At 73.4% G+C, this 18,526-nt stretch carries 11 protein-coding genes; 1 reads left to right on the top strand and 10 read right to left on the bottom strand.

Translation table 11 applies throughout. The features are described from left to right. Positions 1-40: 40 nt before the first annotated feature. The 7 genes from ACLHRZ_RS02770 to ACLHRZ_RS02800 form a co-directional block, all read right to left on the bottom strand. The gene (locus ACLHRZ_RS02770; protein WP_490416575.1) at positions 41-1,444 is read right to left on the bottom strand and encodes an aspartate aminotransferase family protein; all 1,404 of its coding nucleotides are present in this window, start codon (positions 1,442-1,444) and stop codon (positions 41-43) included. A 58-nt stretch (positions 1,445-1,502) separates the two neighbouring features. Next, positions 1,503-5,549: a Pls/PosA family non-ribosomal peptide synthetase gene (locus tag ACLHRZ_RS02775; protein ID WP_490416576.1), complete on the bottom strand. Its 4,047-nt coding sequence runs from the start codon at positions 5,547-5,549 to the stop codon at positions 1,503-1,505. Between the two features lie 455 nt (positions 5,550-6,004). Beyond that, positions 6,005-7,387, bottom strand: a complete 1,383-nt coding sequence (locus ACLHRZ_RS02780; protein ID WP_490416577.1) for a M1 family metallopeptidase — start codon at positions 7,385-7,387, stop codon at positions 6,005-6,007. 4 nt (positions 7,388-7,391) lie between these two features. Further along, entirely contained in the window at positions 7,392-8,255 is an 864-nt protein-coding gene (locus tag ACLHRZ_RS02785) for an ABC transporter permease (RefSeq protein ID WP_490416578.1), read from the bottom strand. Further along, on the bottom strand, positions 8,215-9,093 hold the full coding sequence (locus tag ACLHRZ_RS02790; protein WP_490416579.1) for an ABC transporter ATP-binding protein: 879 nt from the start codon (positions 9,091-9,093) through the stop codon (positions 8,215-8,217). The genes ACLHRZ_RS02785 and ACLHRZ_RS02790 overlap by 41 nt, the downstream gene beginning before the upstream one ends. Further along, positions 9,090-9,563 (bottom strand): MarR family winged helix-turn-helix transcriptional regulator, encoded by a 474-nt coding sequence (locus tag ACLHRZ_RS02795; RefSeq protein ID WP_490416580.1) that lies wholly within the window; start codon positions 9,561-9,563, stop codon positions 9,090-9,092. Before ACLHRZ_RS02795 ends, ACLHRZ_RS02790 begins: the two co-directional genes overlap by 4 nt. Before the next feature lie 102 nt (positions 9,564-9,665). Next, positions 9,666-10,670, bottom strand: a complete 1,005-nt coding sequence (locus tag ACLHRZ_RS02800) for an LppY/LpqO family protein (RefSeq protein ID WP_490416581.1) — start codon at positions 10,668-10,670, stop codon at positions 9,666-9,668. Positions 10,671-10,787: 117 nt separating this feature from the next. Here ACLHRZ_RS02800 and ACLHRZ_RS02805 point away from each other — a divergent pair, with 117 nt between their 5' ends. Next, positions 10,788-11,642 (top strand): SAM-dependent methyltransferase, encoded by an 855-nt coding sequence (locus ACLHRZ_RS02805; protein WP_490416582.1) that lies wholly within the window; start codon positions 10,788-10,790, stop codon positions 11,640-11,642. Here the strand turns inward: ACLHRZ_RS02805 and ACLHRZ_RS02810 are convergent. The 3 genes from ACLHRZ_RS02810 to ACLHRZ_RS02820 all read right to left on the bottom strand — a co-directional run bounded on the left by ACLHRZ_RS02810 (position 11,596) and on the right by ACLHRZ_RS02820 (position 18,351). Next, on the bottom strand, positions 11,596-12,882 hold the full coding sequence (locus ACLHRZ_RS02810) for an aspartate kinase (protein ID WP_490416583.1): 1,287 nt from the start codon (positions 12,880-12,882) through the stop codon (positions 11,596-11,598). The genes ACLHRZ_RS02805 and ACLHRZ_RS02810 overlap by 47 nt on opposite strands. Positions 12,883-12,973: 91 nt before the next feature. Next, positions 12,974-14,287: an aspartate aminotransferase family protein gene (locus ACLHRZ_RS02815; RefSeq protein WP_490416584.1), complete on the bottom strand. Its 1,314-nt coding sequence runs from the start codon at positions 14,285-14,287 to the stop codon at positions 12,974-12,976. Then, positions 14,284-18,351 (bottom strand): Pls/PosA family non-ribosomal peptide synthetase, encoded by a 4,068-nt coding sequence (locus ACLHRZ_RS02820; protein ID WP_490416585.1) that lies wholly within the window; start codon positions 18,349-18,351, stop codon positions 14,284-14,286. Before ACLHRZ_RS02820 ends, ACLHRZ_RS02815 begins: the two co-directional genes overlap by 4 nt. Between the last annotated feature and the right edge of the window lie 175 nt (positions 18,352-18,526).

The following is an 18,526-nucleotide window of genomic DNA, read 5'->3' on the forward strand; positions in this document are numbered from 1 at the left end:
CCTGTCTCCTTCGGAGGGTGAGCCGACAGGGGAGGGGCGGTTACCGGCCTGCGGCCGGGCCGGTGACGGAACCGAGGGCGGCCGCGCACTCCTCGACGGCGGACACCAGGATGGTGCAGGCGATGTCGACGACGTCCTCGGTGACGTTCAGCGGCGGCAGCATCCGCACCACGCAGTCGTCCCGGCCGCCGAGTTCGACGATCAGACCGCGGTGCAGTGCCTGCTGCTGGACGGCGGCCGCGAGGGCGGACGCGGGCCGGCCGTCGTCGGGCGCGGCCAGTTCCACGCCCCACATCAGCCCGAGGCCGCGCACCTCCCGCACCCACGGGCAGCTGCGGAGTTCGGCGAACCGGGCCGCGAACTGGGCGCCGCGGGCCCGCACGTTGGCGAGCACGTCCTCGTCGTGGATGATGCGCACGGCCTCGGCACCGGCCGCGAAGGCGAGCTGGTTGCCGCGGAAGGTGCCGGTGTGGGCGCCGGGGGCCCAGGTGTCCAGCCGCTCGTCGTAGAGGATCATGGCGACGGGGGTGCCGATGCCGCTGAGCGCCTTGGAGGCGACGATCACGTCGGGCTCGATGCCGTACTGCTCGAAGGCGAACCAGGTGCCGGTGCGGCCGCAGCCGGTCTGCACCTCGTCCACGACCAGGGGGATGTCCAGTTCCCGGGTCAGTTCCCGGACCCGGGTGACGAATTCGCGCCGGGCCGGGATGACGCCGCCCTCGCCCTGGACGAGTTCCATCACCACGGCCGCGGGGGTGGCGACGCCGCCGTTGCCGTCGCGCAGCGAACGCTCCAGGAACGTCACGCAGTTGGTCTCGCAGGTCTCGGGCGACAGGGCCAGCGGGCAGCGGCTGCAGTAGGAGTACGGGAAGAAATGGGTGCCGGGCATGCCGTTGGGCACCGGCTGTTTCTGGGCGACGAGCCCGGTGAGCGCCATGGCGGCGTGGCTGCTGCCGTGGAAGGCGCCCTGGAAGGAGACGATGTCGCCGCGGCCGGTGGCGGTCTTGCACAACTTGACGGCGGCGTCGACCGCGTTGGCCCCGGTCGGGCCGCACATGTGCACCTTCATGCGGTCGCGGAGGCCCGGCGGCAGCATCGACAACTGGGCCTCGACGAAGGCGTCCTTGGCCGGGGTGGGGAAGTCCAGGCCGTGGGCGAGGCTGCCGAGCTGCCGGGCCGCGGTCGCCACCAGGGCCGGGTGGCTGTGCCCGAGGGAGAGGACCCCGGCGCCGGCCAGGAAGTCGATGAAGACGTTGCCGTCCACGTCCCTGACCCAGGGACCGGAGGCCTCCGCCAGGGCTATGGGCAGCCGGCGCGGGTAGGTGCGGGCGTTGGACTCCCGCAGCTGCTGGCGTGCCAGCAGCTCGGCCGAGCGGGGGCCGGGCAGATCGCCGTGGATCCGGGGACCGGTCCAGGTGGCGGGGTCCGTCAACTGCGCTGTCATGATTGCTCCGTGGGATGGGGGAAGTGCGGGAGAAACGAGGGGACGGGGGTGCGGTGGATCAGTACGGTCTGGCCGGGATGCCGCGCCAGTTGCCGTGCGCGGGCAGGTTCTCGCCCTTCATGACCAGCGAGAGGGCGTCCAGGCAGGTGCCGGCGCCGACGTGCGCGTCGTAGAGCACGACGCAGCGCGAGCCCACCGAGGCGCCCTCGCCGATCCGGACCCGGGACATCTTCATCACCCGGTCCTCGAACAGGTGGGTCTGCAGGGACGTCGCCTCGCCGACCGCCGCGTCGTCGCCCACCTCGACCAGGTCGAACTCGGTCATGAACGTGGTGTTCAGCCAGGTCCGCCTGCCGATGCGGGCGCCGAACAGGCGCATGACGGGGGCCATCCACGGGGTGCCGGTGAGGAAGTTCACCAGGCCGGGCACGACCAGGTTCTCGAACAGCCCGGTGATCAGCTCGGTGCGGCGCACCCAGATGCCCCACAGCGGCTCCGTACGTGCCCGGTAGCGGCCGATCACCAGCCACTTGAGGACGACGACCACGAGGGTGGCCGCCAGCGAGGACGCCAGCAGCAGCCCGGGGGCCAGGGCGAGCAGGACGAGCGGGGGAGCGGTCTCGGCGGTCAGTGCCATGGCGTAGAGCAGGGCCAGTATGGACAGCCCGCCGAGCGTGGCGGGCAGCGTGACCCGGAAGAACTCGATGGCCAGGCGTGCCGCGATCAGCCCCGGGGTCGGGGCGAAGGTGTACTTCGCCGGGAAGCGTCGGCTCTCTTCCCGGGTCGGCAGGAACAGGGCCGGCGAGCCGAGCCAGGTTGTCTCCGGCTCGATGTCGCCGGGCGGGGCGACGGAGTGCACGCCCAGCAGACTGTTGTCGCCCAGTCGCGAAGAGCCGGGCACCAGCGCCCCGTTGCCGACGAAGCTGCGCCGGCCCACGGTGGCGGGAGCCAGGGCGAACCGCCCGTGGTGGAAGACCGCCGGGCCGACGACCGCGATGTCGGCGACGAAGCTGCGCTCGCCGATCTCCAGCAGGTCGGGGTCGACGAAGCTGACGGTGGCCACCTCGGCCCAGCGCCCGGTCCGGGCGCCCAGCGCCCGCAGGAACGGCACCAGGTAGAGCGTGGAGTACAGGGCGTGGGTGGTGGTCAGGCTCAGCGTCATCATCCCGTCGCCGAGCCACTTGGCCGCGCCGAGACCGCTGCGCTCGCGGTGGATGCCGGTACGGGCCCGGGGCAGCAGCCCGCGCTTGACGGCGAGGACGAGCAGACAGGTGGAGACGGCGGCCAGCGGCCCGGCCGCCGCCGCGGCCGCCAGCGCCCCGGCGGGCCCGTGGTCCGCCGCCGCCCAGGCGGTCAGTATCCCGCCCGGCAGGAGCACCAGCGCGGGGGCCAGCATCAGCAGCACGGCGCCCAGGGCGTAGCCGGCCAGCACGGGCAGTGGCCAGCGGCCGTGGTCGGGGTCGGCCTCCAGCCGGGCGAGCAGTGCGGGCTTGCCGCTCTGCCGCACGGCGGGGGAGCCCGCCCAGAACTCCCCGTCGGGGACGGCGTGGTCGGCGGGCACGAGCGACTGGTCGCCCACCGCGGCGGCGTCACCGATGTCCGTGCCGGGCAGGACGACGCTGTTGGTGCCCAGGTGGCTGCCCGCGCCGAGGCGCACGGGAGCCAGCCGCAGCCAGCCGCCCTCGACCGCGAACGGCTGGACGCGCGCCCCGTAGCCGATGCTCGCCGCGTCGCCGAGCTCCACGAGCGACGGTACGGCGGGCGGGGCGGCGATGTGGCAGCCGCGGCCCACCCGGGCGCCGAGCAGCCTCAAGTAGGGCGGCAGCAGTGGGGATCCGGCCAGTATGGCGGCGGGGGAGAGGGCCAGTATCTTGCCCTGCAGCCAGAACCGCAGATACGTCCTGCCCCACAGCGGATACCACCCCGGCCGGACACCGGCCATGAGCAGCCGGGCCGCGAGGGCGGGCAGCACGACGAAGTCCACTGCCGTCCAGGCGATGTCGACGAGGGCGAAGGCGCCCCAGCCCAGATGCGCCAGGGTGCCGAGCGGGCCGCCGCCGATGCCGTCGACGGGCAGGGCCAGCGTGACGCACAGCCGGTAGAACAGCACCAGGAGCGGCAGACTGAAGACGAGCAACCAGGCGTACAGCGCCCCGAGTTGGGCGAGCCCGCAGGCCCGTACCCGGGCCGTCGAGTGGCGCCGCGGGGCCGGGGCGGGGACGGCCGGGCGCTGCGGGGGAGTAGCGGCCGCCCCGGCGCGGTCCCGGAGGAAGGCGGCGAGCCCGCGGACGGTGGGATGGGCGTAGAGGTCGCCCATCGCCACGCCCTCCAGGCCCGGTTCCCCGCGCAGCCGGGAGACGAGGCGGGCCGCGGACATGGAGTGGCCGCCCAGGTCGCAGAAGAAGTCGTCGTCGGCGGAGAGTTCGGCGGTGCCGAGCACCTCCTGCCAGACGGCGGCCAGTCGCCGCTCCGCAGCGGTCTCCGGCGCGGCGCGGCGGGTGCGGCGGCGGCCGAACGGTGCCGACACGGGCGCGGGCAGCCGGGAGCGGTCCACCTTGTCGGCGGCGAGCAGCGGCAGGGCGTCGAGGACCTCCACGAAGGCGGGGATCATGTAGTCGGGCAGCCTGCGGCGCAGCGCGGCGTGCAGGCGCTCGCGCAGCTCGTCCTCGTCCTGCCGGCCGCGGTCGTGCAGGGTGAGGTAGCCGACGAGGGACTGTGCGGTCCCGTCGGCCCCGTGCGGGACGACGACGGCGCTCTCGACGGCCCGGTCCTCGCGCAGGATCTCCTCGATCTCCGCGCATTCGATGCGGTAGCCGCGGATCTTGACCTGGGTGTCGACGCGGCCGAGGTACTCGATCTCCCCGGTGGCGGTGAACCTGCCGAGGTCGCCGGTGCGGTAGAGGCGGGGCACGTCGGCGCGGTCGGCCTCGACGGGGTTGGCGATGAAGCGTTCGGCGGTCAGTTCGGGCCGGTTGACGTAGCCGACGGCCACGCCGGGCCCGCCGACGCAGATCTCGCCCTCGGCGCCGTCGGGGACCGGCCGCAGTCGTTCGTCGAGCACATAGACCCGGTAACTGGGCAGCGGGCGGCCGATGGTGACCGGCTGGTGCGGGTGGAGCTCGCCGCATGTCGCGGTCACGGTGGACTCGGTCGGCCCGTAGGCGTTGAGGATCCGCCGCCCGCTGCGCGACCAGCGCTGCACCAGGTCGCGCGGGCACGCCTCGCCGCTCACCAGCAGGCTGCGCAGGGAGGGGAGTTCGCCCTCGATGGTGGTGAGCAGGGTCGGCACGCAGCACAGCACGGTGATGGCGTGCTCGGCGAGGAAGTCGGCGAGCCCCTGGCCGACGCGGTGTTCGCCGCCGGGCCCGGTGTAGAGGGTGGCCCCGGCGGCCCAGGCCGGCCAGATCTCCTCGACGGAGAAGTCGAAGGCGAGCGAGAGGCCCTGGTAGACGCGGTCCTCGCCGTGCACCTGGTAGATGGGGGTGGCCACGCGCAGGAAGTTGACGACGTTGGCGTGGCTGACGGCAACGCCCTTGGGACGGCCGGTGGTTCCGGAGGTGTAGATGATGTAGCAGAGCGACGCGGGGTCGTCCGGCGGGGTGAGGCGGTCCGCGGGCAGGTCCGCCGCCTCGGCCTCGGCGAGGTCGACGTCGAGCACCGGACAGGCCGCCCGGGTGGTGCGCTCGTGCAGGGCAGGGGTGGTGAGCAGGCACTGCACTCCGGCGTCCGCGGCGATGAACGCCACCCGGTCGGCGGGGAACGCCGCGTCGAGCGGCACGTAGGCGGCACCGGTCTTGAGCACGGCGAGCAGGGCGACGTAGGTCTGCGCGGAGCGGTCCAGGAGGATCCCGACGGTGCCGCCCTCGTGCACCCCGCGCTGCCGGAGCAGCTGCGCCAGCCGGTTGGCACGGGCCTCCAGCTGCGCGTACGTCAGCCGGGTCCCCTCGCAGACGACGGCGACGGCCTCCGGCGTCCGGTCGCAGGTCCGCTCGAAGAATTCGAAAAGGAATCGTACGTGGCGTGCTCCGTCACCTTGTACCGGGTCGGGAGAATTCGCGAGGTGAGCCGGTGTGGTGGGCGCCGGGCTCACTCTGGTTTCGGGCACATGTCCCCCAGGTGAATGGGACTTGCAGGTTTTTCCGCACGCCTTCGCGACAGCTTCGGGAGGGGTCGTGAGGTGGGCGGATTTCACGGGTGGAAGATTCTGCTGCCGTTGCCGGCGGTGGTTTTTCCGGGCGGTCGCCATTAACAGCGCGTCTGGAAAACTAGGTGGCTGTATCCCTGGGGAACAGCGGGATTCTAGCCGACGTGGGACGCCCCAATTCGCGCCACCGCGGCATGTCGCACGCGTGGCGGATGGGGTGAGGATGAATCTCTGTGGCACTTGGTCCGGACAGGGGGTCGGGCGATGCCGAGGTTCATGTCCGCGTCAAGGCGGAATCCGGCATTGCCGGAGAGCGCCGCACGGCTGGTTCTGATTGGTTGCGGAGACGCGCAAGTAAAAAATTCATCTTGTTACTTTGCGGTGCTGTAAACACCGCGCCAAAAATTGCTTGGTGATTATTCCGGGTGGCCTGCGCCGGGCCCGGTAGCGGGAATTCCGGGCAGCGCCCGGCCGTAGATCCACTCCCCGAAAAATCCGCCGAGGGACATGTCCGTCACCTGCTCGGCGAGGGCGATGAAACCCCTGGTGCCGCCATTGCCGCCGCGATACCGGGCGAGCCACTCGCGGAGCAGCCGGAAAAACTTCTCGTCCCCCGCGGTCAGCCGCAGCGCGTACATGGTCAGGGCGCTCCGGCTGTACACCCAGTCCTCGAACAGATCGGCCGGTCCGGGGTCCGCCAGCACCGTGTCCGGGTCCGCGGCGCGCAGCTCCGCCAGGTGTTCGGCCGCGAGCGCAGGCGCACCGGCCTCGCCGCACGCCTCCCACCACAGCCACTCGGCGTAGGTGGCCAGCCCCTCCTTGATCCACAGGTCCTGCCAGCCGGAGATCCCGGCACTGTTGCCGAACCACTGGTGGGCCAGCTCGTGCGCCACCTCGTCCTCGTACCCGCGCCGGCCGTCGACGCGGTCGGTGCCGAACACCGCGAACGTCTGCGCCTCCTGCGGATCACCCACGTCGTCGTCGACCACCACGGCCCCGTACGCCTCGAAGGGGTACGGGCCGAACAGCTCGGTGAACACGGTCAGCATCCGCGGCTGGCGGCCGAAGTCGTGGGCCGCGCGCTCCGCCAGCCGCTCGGGGAAGGCGTTGCGCAGCAGCACGCCCGGCGGGCCGCCGGACTGCTCGTGGAAGACGAACCGGCCGACGGCCAGGGTCGCCAGGTACGGCGCCATGGGCCCCGCGTGCTCGTACACCCACGTCGTGCGCCCCCGCCCGGCCGGACTCCGCTGCGTCAGCGTGCCGTTGGCGCACACCTGCCAGCCGTCGGGGACCGTCACCTCGAAGCGGTACGCCGCCTTGTCGTCCGGCCGGTCGTTGCAGGGGAACCACGACGGTGCGCCCACCGGTTCGCCGGAGACGCGGATGCCCTCGCGGGTGGTGAACCAGCCGGCCTCGTCGTCGAGTTCGGGGATCCCGACCGGCCGCGGGACGCCGCGGTAGTGCACCGTCACCTCGACGGGTTCCCCGGCGGACAGCGGCCGCGGCGCGGTGACGAGCAGCTTGCTGCGGCGGTGCCGGAACCGGGCCGGCGCCCCCGCGACGTCGACGCGGGACACGTGCAGCCGGGCCAGGTCGAGTTCGATCGCGTCGAGGGGTTCCGCCGGCACGACGGTCAGCGTCGCGGCCGCCAGGATGCGGCCCGAACCCGGCTTCCAGTCCAGGCGGATGCGGTAACGGCGCACGCCGTAGCCGCTGTTGCCGTGGCCGGGGAAGTACGCGGGCCCCGGGCCGGGCGCCCGCGCGCCCCCGGCGGGACGGCGGCGGGCGGGGCGGGGCATGGGATCAGCGGGCCAGCCGGCCCAGCAGCGAGGCCGCGGAGGCGATGCCCAGCGCCGCGGCGACGACGAGCACGGCGAGGTCGGTGCCCACATGGGCGGGTGTGCCGATGAGCAGCCCGCGCAGCGCGTCCACTTGATAGCTCAGCGGGTTCGCCTTGCTGACGGCCTGCAGCCAGCCGGGCATCGCCGACACCGGGTACAGCGCGTTGGAGCCGAAGAACAGCGGCATCGTGATGGCCTGGCCGATGCCCATGAGGCGGTCACGGGTGAGCACGATGCCCGCGATCGTCATCGACAGGCAGGCGAAGAAGGCCGAGCCGAGCAGCACCACGACCACAACGCCCAGCAGCCGCAGCGGGTTCCAGGACAGGGAGACGCCCAGGGCCGCCGCGATGGCGATCACGACGACGGCCTGGATGACGGCCTTCACGCCCGCGGCGAACGCCTTTCCGGTCACCAGCGCCGCCCGGGGCGTCGGGGTGACGAGCAGCTTGGTCAGCACGCCCGAGTCCCGCTCCCAGATGATCATGATGCCGTAGAAGATGGCGATGAACATCGCGGACTGGGCGATGATGCCGGGCGCGAGGTAGTCCAGGTACGGCACGTGGCCGGTGGGGATGGCGCGGATGCGGGTGAAGGTCTCGCCGAAGATCAGCAGCCACAGGGCGGGCTGCACGGCGCGCGTGTAGAGCTCGGTGCGGTCGTGCCGCAGCTTCTGCAGCTCGACGGCGCACATCGCGGCCACCCGGGCCGGCACCACCCGCCAGCCGCTGCGGGCCTGCGGCGGGGTCAGCAGCAGGGCGTAGCGCTCCTCCGGCGGGAGGGGTTCAGCCGACGCGGGAGGCGGTGCTGCGGGTGCGGCGGACATCGCTGAACTCCCCTCGTTCGTCGGGTCCGGGCTCGTCCAGCCCGCTTCCGGAGAAGTGCCGGAAGACGTCCTCCAGGGACGGCGGGGGCGGCTCCGGCGCGCCGGACTCCCGGCGGCGGGCGACCAGTTGGGCCTTGAGCTCCTCGGGCGTGCCCAGTGCGCGGATCCTGCCCCGGTGCATCAGCGCCAGCCGGTCGCAGCGCTGGTCGGCCTCCTCCATGGAGTGGGTGGTGACCAGGACCGTCATCCCGGTCCCGGTCCGGATGTCGGTGATGCGCTCCCAGACGCTGTCGCGGGCGATCGGGTCGAGGCCGATGGTCGGCTCGTCGAGGATCAGCAGCCGGGGCGCGCTGACCAGGGCCTGTGCCAGTTCCAGGCGGCGCACCATGCCGCCCGAGTACGTCGCGGCCGTCCGGTGCGCGGCGGAGGCGAGGCCGACCGCGTCGAGCGCCTGCGCCACCCGGACGGTGCGCTCGCGGCGCGGCACGTCGAAGACCCGGGCGAAGAGGGCGACGTTCTCCTGCCCGGTCAGGCTCCCGTCGGCGGAGAGCTGCTGCGGCACGTAGCCGAGCAGGCGCCGCACCGCCATCCGCTGCCGGGCCGCGTCGTGGCCGAAGACGCTGATCACGCCCGGCGGCACGGGCAGCAGCGTGGTGATCGCCCGGATCGTGGTCGTCTTGCCGGCACCGTTGGGACCGAGGAGGCCGAAGACCTCGCCCGGCTCCACCTGCAGGTCCACGCCGTCGACGGCCTTGGTGCTGCCGAACGCGTAGTGCAGGCCGGTGCAGCGGACGGCCGCGGCGGGCTCGTCCCCTTCGGTGTGCCGGGCCGGGTTCACGGAACCTCCCCTGTCTCGCGTGTCTCGCCTGTCTCGCGCAGCGATTCGGCCAGCCTGCGCAGCGCCGGGAGCGCCGCCGCCAGAGCGGCCCGGTCGCCGGCCGGGAGGCTCTCCATCCGTTCGTGGAACAGGGCCGTGCGCTGCGCGTCCCAGTCCCGCAGCTGCTCGTGGCAGGCGGGGGTCGGGTGCAGCAGCGCGGCCCGCCGGTCCTGCGGGTCGGCCTCGCGGCGCAACAGCCCTGCCGCCACCAGCTGGTTGACCAGGGTGCTGACCGAATTGGCCGCCAGGCACAGCTCGCGGGCGGCGGCGGAGACGCCTATGCCCGGCCGTGCCGCCACCACGCGCATCAGCTCGGCCTGGGCCCCGCGGAGCCGCGGCTGCGGCATGGCCCGCCACAGCCCGCGCCGGGCCAGCCGGTGGATGCCCGCCAGCACTCCGGCGAGCTCGTCGGGAAGACCACCTGCGGCCATATAGTCAGGTTAGCTCTGTGTGAGAGCTAACGGAAGGCGCCTGCGTGGCGTCCGGGCCGCGGGCTGCGCCGTGTTCGCCGGGGTGCGCCGGGTCGCGCCGCCTCACCGGGTGCCGGCCGTGCGCGCGGGCTCGAACGGGGCGACGTCGGTGGCGTCCACGGCGCGGCGCAGCGCCCGGGCGATCTGCACGCCGTCGCCCACCGCCCAGAAGTGCACGAAGAACAGCCGTGGTTCGTCGTCCAGCCCGTGGTTGTGCAGCTCGATGATGCTGATGCCGCCCCGGTGCAGCGCCGACAGCACGTCCTGGACCTCGTCGGCCGTCATCGCGAAGTCGCCGTTGACCGCCGCCCGTCCGCTGCCGAGCGGCTGGAACAGGAAGGCCGACATGGCCCCTAGGCCGGGCGGCATCTCCAGGCAGCCCATCGTCACCGTCTCGCGGCGGAAGAACAGGCACTTGTGGACGCCCTCGTCGTCGAACCCCTTGACGCCCAGGGCGGTGGCGATCCCCTTGGTGTCCAGCTCCTTCACCCGCGTGACCGGCCGCGGCCGGGCCGGGGTCGCGGTCCGGTCGAGCGCCCCGCGCAGCGCGCCGGCCAGGGCCGCGGCGTCGTGGCGGTGACCGTGGACGTGCACCCACCAGACCTCGGGGGCGTGGGCCAGCAGGTGCTTGTGGATCGCCGTCTGGTGCAGGCCCTTCGCGTGCAGGGAGCCGATCACGTGCTGCAACTCGCTCTCGGCGATGGCCAGATCGCCCATCATCAGCGTGCTGCCGTCCTCGTAGCGGACGAAGGACACGTGGGAGCCCACGGCGAGCGCCGGGTGCACGGTCACGCCGCGGGAGGTCACGCGCAGGTCGTCGCGCAGGAAGCCCAGCTGGTACTCGGTGCCCGCCATGACGCCCGGCCGGCCCAGCGCCCGGGCGACGCCCCGCCAGTCCTCGGCCGTCGTCGTCACGGGCCGCAGCCGGCCCGTGGTGCCGGCCCCGTCCTGCACCGCCGGTCTGCCGCCGCGCGCGGCGGCCGTTCCCGCACCGGCCAGGACCGGGGCGAGCGCGGCGGCGGTCAGCACCCGCCGCCGTCGCACGTTCTCGGAATCGGAAGTATCCATGCCCTGCTGCGTACTACGAAGATGCGGACAATGCACTTATTGAAGGGTGAAGCATGATCAACTACGAACAAATGGACCAGTGGTTTGCGGCGGAAGGGAACGGCAGAGGTATCAGGCATGACCGAGAGCAAAGCGGCGCATGCCGCCGACGTGGCGCGTACGTACTACGACTCCGACGACGTCAACGGCTTCTACGTCCATGCGTGGGGCGGTGACGACATCCACGTCGGGATCTACGCCGACGAGCACGACACGGTCGCCGCGGCCTCCCTCCGCACCATCGGGCACGTGGCCGGGAAGGCGCCGGACCTGCTCCACCCGGGCGGCACGGTGCTGGACCTGGGATCCGGCTACGGAGGCGCGGCCCGCGCCCTGGCGGAACGATTCGGCTGCCGGGTGACCGCCCTCAACATCAGCGAGGTCCAGAACCGCCGGCACCGCGAACTCAACGCCGCCCGCGGGCTCGACGGCCTCATCGACGTGGTCACCGGAAGCTTCAACGACATCCCCTTCCCCGACGGGAGCTTCGACGTCGTCTGGTCCCAGGAGGCCCTCTGTCACAGCGGCGACCGCGCCCGCACCCTCCAGGAGGCGGTACGGGTCCTCCGGCCCGGCGGCCGCCTGCTCTTCACCGACACCATGGCGGCCGAGGGCGCCCCCGAGGAGGAGCTGCGCCCCCTCGCCGAGCGCCTGACCAACGCCGACTTCGCCACCCCCGGCTTCTACCTGGGTCAGCTGAGGCAACTGGGCCTGTCCGGCGTGCAGTTCGAGGACCTCACCGCCCACATGCTCACCCACTACGAGCGCATCACCGGCGAGGTCGAGGCGCAGGACCCGCAGCTGCTGGGCGCCGTGAGCGCCGCCTACGTCGAGCGCCTGCGGGACAACCTGCCCCGCTGGGCCGCCGCCTGCCGTGCGGGCCTGCTCAGCTGGGGCGTCTTCGACGCCTGTCGGCCGCCTGCACCGCGGTGACGCCCTCGCCGAGGCCGAAGGCCTCGTGCAGGGCGCGGATGCCCTCCGGGAGCCGGGGGGAGCGGCAGACCGCCGAGATCCGGGTGTCCGAGGCGGAGACCGTCCCGACGGGCACGCCCGCCCCGGTCAGCGCCTCGCGGAACGCCGTGAGCGCACCGGTGCGTTCCCTCATCCCGGTCCCGATGAGGGAGACCCGGCCGATGTCGTCCCGGTACGTCACGCCCTCGTAGCCCAGGTCGGCCCGGTGCCGCCGCAGCGCGGCCAGCACGGCGGGGGCGTCGCCCGAGGGGAGCACCAGGGTGATGTCGCTGCGCGGCCCGTCCGGCGACGGCACGGCGTGGTGGACGACCAGGTCGCTCTCGGCACCGGCGTCGGCCAGCAGCCCGAAGACGTCGGCCGTGGCCCCCGGCCGGTCCGGGACGGCCGTCATGGTGACCTCCGCACTGGCCAGGTCGTGGGCGACGCCCGTGAACGCGGCCGGAGGCGTGCGGAGTTCCTCCGGCGCCCCCGCGGACACCATCGTGCCGCAGCCGTCGCCGTCGGCGGCGGAACGGACGTGGACCGTCACCCCGTACCGGGCGGCGTACGCGACACTGCTCGTGGCCAGCACCTTCGCCCCGCCGGCGGCCATGGCCTGCATGGACTCGTAGGTCAGGTGCTGCAGCCGCCGGGCCTCCGGCACGATGCGCGGGTCCGCCGTGTAGACCCCGTCCACGTCGGTGTAGATCTCGCACACGTCCGCCTTGAGGGCCGCGGCCAGGGCTATCGCGGTGGTGTCGGAGCCGCCGCGGCCCAGTGTGGTGACCTCGTTGGTCTCCCGGCTGACCCCCTGGAACCCGGCGACCAGCGCGATCGTGCCGTGGTCCAGGGTCTCCCGCACGCGCCAGGGCTCGATGCCGATGATCCGGGCCCGGCCGTGCGCCGAGCTCGTGATCACCCCGGCCTGCGCCCCGGAGAAGGAGCACGCGGGGGCTCCGAGCGTGTGGATGGCCATGGCCGTCAGGGCGTTGGATATGCGCTCGCCCGACGTCAGCAGCATGTCGAGCTCGCGGCGCGACGGCACCGGACCCATCTCGTAGGCCATGTGCAGCAGATGGTCGGTGGTGTCGCCCATGGCGGACACCACCACCACGAGGTCGTGCCCCTCGGCGTGCGCGGCGACGACGTGCTCGGCGACGTGTCTGATCCGCTCGGTGTTCCGGACCGAGGAGCCGCCGTACTTCTGGACGATGAGAGCCATCAGATCGCGCCTTCCCCGGAGGCCGCACCGTCCTCGGGGCGGCCGGTGGACAGGGCCGGCCGGTGCGGTTCCGGCCGGGACGGGCGGTGCGTCACGGACTGCATGACGTGACCGCCTTCACGAGGATCGAACAGGCCGTGCCGACGACCTCGGCCGTGACGTTCAGCGGCGGCAGGATCCGCACGACGCAGTCGTCCCGGCCGCCGAGCTCGACGATCAGCCCCTGCCGCAGCGCGTGCGCCTGCACCGCCGAGGCCAGCTCCCCCGCGGGCCGGCCGCTGTCCGGGTCCGTCAGTTCGATCCCCCACATCAGACCGCGGCCCCGCACCTCGCGCACCCACGGGTGGCCGCGCAGCACGGCGAGCGCCTCCGCGATCTGGTCCCCGCGCTCGCGGACGTTGTCCAGCACGCCGTCGCGCCGGATGATGCGGATCGCCTCCACGCCCGCGGCGAAGGCCAGTTGGTTGCCGCGGAAGGTGCCGATGTGGGCGCCCGGGGACCACTTGTCGAGCACGGCGTTGTAGAGGATGAGGGCGACGGGCAGCCCGGCGCCGCTCAGCGCCTTGGACGCCACGATCACGTCCGGCTCGATGCCGTACTGCTCGAACGCGAACCACGTCCCCGTCCGCCCGCAGCCCGTCTGCACCTCGTCGACGATCAGCGGCACGCCCAGCTCCCGGGTCACGGCCCGGACCCGCTGCGCGAAGTCCAGGTGTGCCGGGACGACACCGCCCTCGCCCTGCACCAGTTCCATGAGCACCGCGGCCGGCCGCGGCATCCCGCCGAGGCCGTCGGTCAGCGCCTGCTCCAGCACGCCGGGGTCGTTGTACGGGAAGAAGTGCACGCCCGGCATGGTGTTCTGCACGGGCTGCTTCGCGGCCACCAGCCCGCTGAGCGCCATGGCCGCGTGGGTGCTGCCGTGGAAGCCGCCGCGGAAGGAGACGACGTCGCCGCGGCCCGTGGCGATCTTGCACAGCTTGACGGCGGCCTCCACCGCGTTGGCGCCGGTGGGCCCGCAGAAGTGCACCTTCATCCGGTCGCGCAGCCCCGGGTCCAGCATGGACAGCTGGGCCTCGGTGAAGGCGTCCTTGGCCGGGGTGGGGAAGTCCAGGCCGTGTGCGAGCAGGCCGAGTTGCCGGCTCACGCAGGCGACGAGCTCGGGGTGGCCGTGCCCGAGGGAGAGCACCCCGGCGCCCGCGAGGAAGTCGATGAAGACGTTGCCGTCGACGTCCCGGACGAAGCTGCCGGAGCCCTCGGCCAGGGCGACGGGCAGGTGGCGCGGGTAGGTGCGGGCGGTGGACTCCCGCTGCTCCTGCCGCGCGAGGAGGGCGGCCGACTGCGGGCCGGGCAGGTCGCCGGCGACGTGCGGGCCGGTCCAGGTGCCGGGCCGGGCGAGAACGGTCATGACAGGCCTCCGCCAGGGTGAGCCGGTGCAGGGGTGCAGGGACGGGCCGGGATGCCCTGCCACCGGGTCCCGTCCGGCAGCGTTTCGCCCTTCATCACGAGGGACAGTGCGTCCAGGCGGGCCCCGGCGCCGACCCGTGCGTCGTAGAGCACGACGGAACGGGAACCGACCGAAGCACCCGCCCCCACCTTCACGTGGGACATCTTCATCACCCGGTCCTCGAACAAGTGGGTCTGCAGCGAGGTGACTTCGCCGACCGCGGCGTCGTCGCCCACCTCGACCAGATCGAACTCCGTCAGGTACGTCGTGGCCAGCCACACCCGCCGCCCGATGCGGGCGCCGAACAGCCGCAGCACGGCGCCGATCCACGGGGTGCCGGCGAGGAGGTTGACCAGGGAGAGCACCACCAGGTTCTCGTACAGACCCGTCACCAGCTCGGTACGGCGCACCCAGATGCTCCACAGGGGTTCCACCCGCGGCCGGTACCGCCCGACGACCAGCCACTTGAGCGCCACCGTGAACAGCGTGCAGGCCAGGCCCGCGCCCAGCAGCAGGGCCGGGGCGAGGAGCAGGAGCACCGGCGGCGGGAAGTGCCGGGCGATCTCCATCGCGGCGTACAGGACGCCCAGGGCGCCGAGCGTGCCGACGGTCGCGGGCAGGGTCACCCGGAAGTACTCGATGGCCAGCCGGGCCGCGATCAGCCCGCGGGTGGGGGCGTAGGTCAGCTTCTCGGGGAACGGCAGGCTCGCCTCGCGGTGCGGCAGGAAGATCGCGGGCGACCCCAGCCAGGTCGTCTCGGGGTCGACCGGCCGGAGCGGGGCGAGCGAGTGCACGCCCAGCAGGCTGTTGTCGCCCAGCCGGGAGGCGCCCGGCACCAGGGCCCCGTTGCCCACGAAGCTGCGCCGCCCCACCTCCGCGGGCGCGAGTGCGATGCGGCCGCGGTGGAAGACGGCCGGGCCCACCACGCTCACGTCGGCCACGAAGCTCTGCTCGCCGACGACCAGCATGTCGGGGTCGACGAAGCTGACCGTCGCCACCTCGGACCAGCGGCCCGTGCGGGCGCCCAGCCGGCGCAGGAACGGCACGAGGTAGAGCGTGGAGTACAGGGCGTGCGTCAGCGTCAGGCTCATCGTCATCATGCCGTCGCTGATCCACTTGCGGACCCCGAACCCGCTGCGCTCCGGGTGGATGCCGGCCCGGGCCACGGGCATGACGGCCCGCTTGACGAGGAGCGCGGACGCGCAGAGGGCGAGCACGACCAGGGGACCGCTCGCGGCGACGGCCGCCAGGCCCCAGCCGGTGCCGTGGTACCGGGCCGCCCAGGCGACGAAGGTCGCGGCCGCGCCCGTGGTCAGCAGCGGGATCAGCAGGAACAGCAGCGCCCCGGCGGCGTACCCGGCCAGCACCGCGGGCGGCCAGGGCCGTTCGTCGGCGTCGGCGTCCAGGGCCGCCAGCAGCGGCGGGCGGGTGTCCTGCCGGGCGGCCGGGGCGCCTGCCCAGTGCTCGCCGCCGGGCACGGCCGTGTCCTCGGGCACCAGCGACTGCTCGCCCACCGTGGCCCGGTCGCCGACCACGGCACCGGCCAGCACCACGCTGTTGGTGCCCACGAAGCCGCCGGACCCGATCCGCACGGGCGCCAGCCGCAGCCGGCCGTCCGCGACGGTGTACGGCTGGAGCCGGGCCCCGTAGCCGATGCTCGTGCCCGCGCCGATCTCCACCAGGGGGACCGGCAGCGGGACGGCCGACAGGTGGCAGCCGCGCCCGATGCGGGCGCCCAGCAGCCGCAGGCAGGGCGCCAGCAGCGGCGAACCGGCCAGTAGCGCCAGCGGGATCAGCGTGAGGATCCTGGTGTGCAGCCAGAAGCGCAGATAGGTGACGCCCCACAGCGGGTACGTCCCCGGGCGCACCCCTGCCATGAGGAGCCGGGCCGCGAGCAGCGGCAGCACGAACATGCTCACCGCCATCCAGGCCGCCTCCAGCAGCACGAACCACGGCAGCGGGAGATCGGAGAGCCAGTCCAGGGCGCTGCCCGCCACGGGTTCCTGCACGACGACGTCCCAGGCCTCGAACAGCCGGTACAGCAGCACCACCATCGCCAGGCCGGGCAGCAGCAGCCACACGTACACCCCGGCGAGCTGGGCCACGCCGCACGCCCGGACGCGGGCGGTGGAGTGGTGCAGCGCGGCCTGCGCGGCGGAAGGCCGCGCGGTGGGGACGGCCGAGGCCTCGACGAAGGCCGCCAGGTCCCGGACGGTGGGGTGGGCGTACAGGTCGCCCATGGCCAGGCCCTGCAGCTGCGGGTCCTGCCGCAGCCGGGACATCAGCCGGGCGGCGGTCATCGAGTGGCCTCCCAGATCGCAGAAGAAGTCGTCCTCGACGGAGACGTCGCCGGTGCCGAGCACGTCCTGCCACAGGGCGGCGAGCCGGTGCTCCAGCGGGGTCGCCGGCGCGGTACCCGGCCCCGGGCGCCGGGTCAGCGGGGGAGAGGAGGGCGCGGGCAGGGCGGCGCGGTCGACCTTGCCGGCGGCCAGCAGCGGGAACTCGGGGAGCACCTCGAGGTGGGCGGGGATCATGTAGCCGGGCAGGCTGCCCTGCAGCCGGACGCGCAGCCGTTCGCGCAGGTCCGCTTCGGACACCCCGGTGCGGCGGAGGGTCACGTAGGCGGTCAGGCCCTGGGCGGCGCCGTCCCGCTCCAGCGGGGTGACGACGGCGTTCTCCACGGCCTCGTCCTCGCGCAGGACGGCCTCGATCTCGGCGAGTTCGATGCGGTAGCCGCGGATCTTGACCTGGGTGTCGACCCGGCCCAGGTACTCGATCTCGCCCGTGGCCGTGAACCGCCCGCGGTCGCCCGTGCGGTAGATGCGCGGCGCCTCCGCCCCGTCCCGGGCGACCGGGTTGGGCACGAAGCGCTCCGCGGTGAGCTCGGGGCGGTTGACGTAGCCGATGGCCACGCCGGGGCCGCCGATGCAGATCTCGCCGCTCTCGCCCTGCGCGACCGTCCGCAGCCCGTCGTCCAGGATGTAGACGCGGTAGGTGGGCAGCGGGGTGCCGATGGTGACCGGCCGGTGCGGGAGGAGCTCGCCGCAGGTGGCGCTGACGGTCGCCTCGGTGGGCCCGTAGGCGTTGAGGATCCGGCGGCCCGGGCGCGACCAGCGGCGCACCAGGTCGGGCGGGCAGGCCTCCCCGCTGACGAGCAGGCTGCGCAGGCTCGGTACGTCCGTCTCCAGGGTGGACAGCAGGGTCGGCACGCAGCACAGCACCGTGATCCCGTGCCGTACGAGGAACTCGGCGAGCTCCCGCCCGGTGCGCCGGCCCTCGCCGGGTCCGGCGACCAGGGTCGCCCCGGCCGCCCACGCCGGCCAGATCTCCTCGACCGCGAAGTCGAAGGCGAGCGACAGGCCCTGGTAGACCCGGTCCTCCGCGGTCACCCCGTAGACCGGGACGGCGACGCGCAGGAAGTTGACGATGTTCGCGTGCGAGACGGCCACGCCCTTGGGCCGGCCCGTGGTGCCGGAGGTGTAGATGACGTAGGCCACGGACGCCGGGTCGGCGGCGGTGTCCGGTCTGCGGTCCGGCACGGCGGCCAGTGCGGCCCCGGCCCGGTCGAGCTCCAGCACCGTGCAGGGCAGGTGCCGGGTCCGTTCGCGCAGGGACGACGAGGTCAGCAGGGCGCACAGCCCCGCGTCGCGGGCGATGTACGCCAGCCGGTCGGCGGGGAAGGCCGTGTCGAGCGGGACGTAGGCGGCGCCCGACTTGATGGCGCCGAGGAGGGCGGCATAGCTGTCGGCGGACCGGTCGAGCAGGATCCCGACGGCGGTGCCCTCCGCTGCGCCGTGTTCCCGGAGCAGGTGGGCGATGCGGTTGGCGCGGCGGTCGAGCTCGGCGTAGCCGATGCGTCTGCCGTCGCAGAGGACGGCGGTGGCGCCGGGGGTCCGATCGCACGCGCGCTCGAAGTATGCGGCCAGGGTGCGGACGTCCGGGAGGGCGTGGCCGGACGTCCGTGACGGTACGCCCGGGTCGGCGTCCGTCCCGACGGAGTCTGTTGTCGCTGTCGCCTCTGTCATGGCCTTCTCCCTGCGCGCTCCTGCGCGGCAGATCCGCAGTGCCCGGCACTGCTCATCCATGAATACGGCCGGCGGCCGGGTTCCACTCAGGCGGTACCGCCCGAATTCCCGTGCCGCGCCCGGCAAATTCTTGACATCGATCATTAAAGGAAAGGGAAAGCGGGGAGGTCGGCCG

It is taken from the genome of Streptomyces sp. AM25, assembly GCF_058146165.1.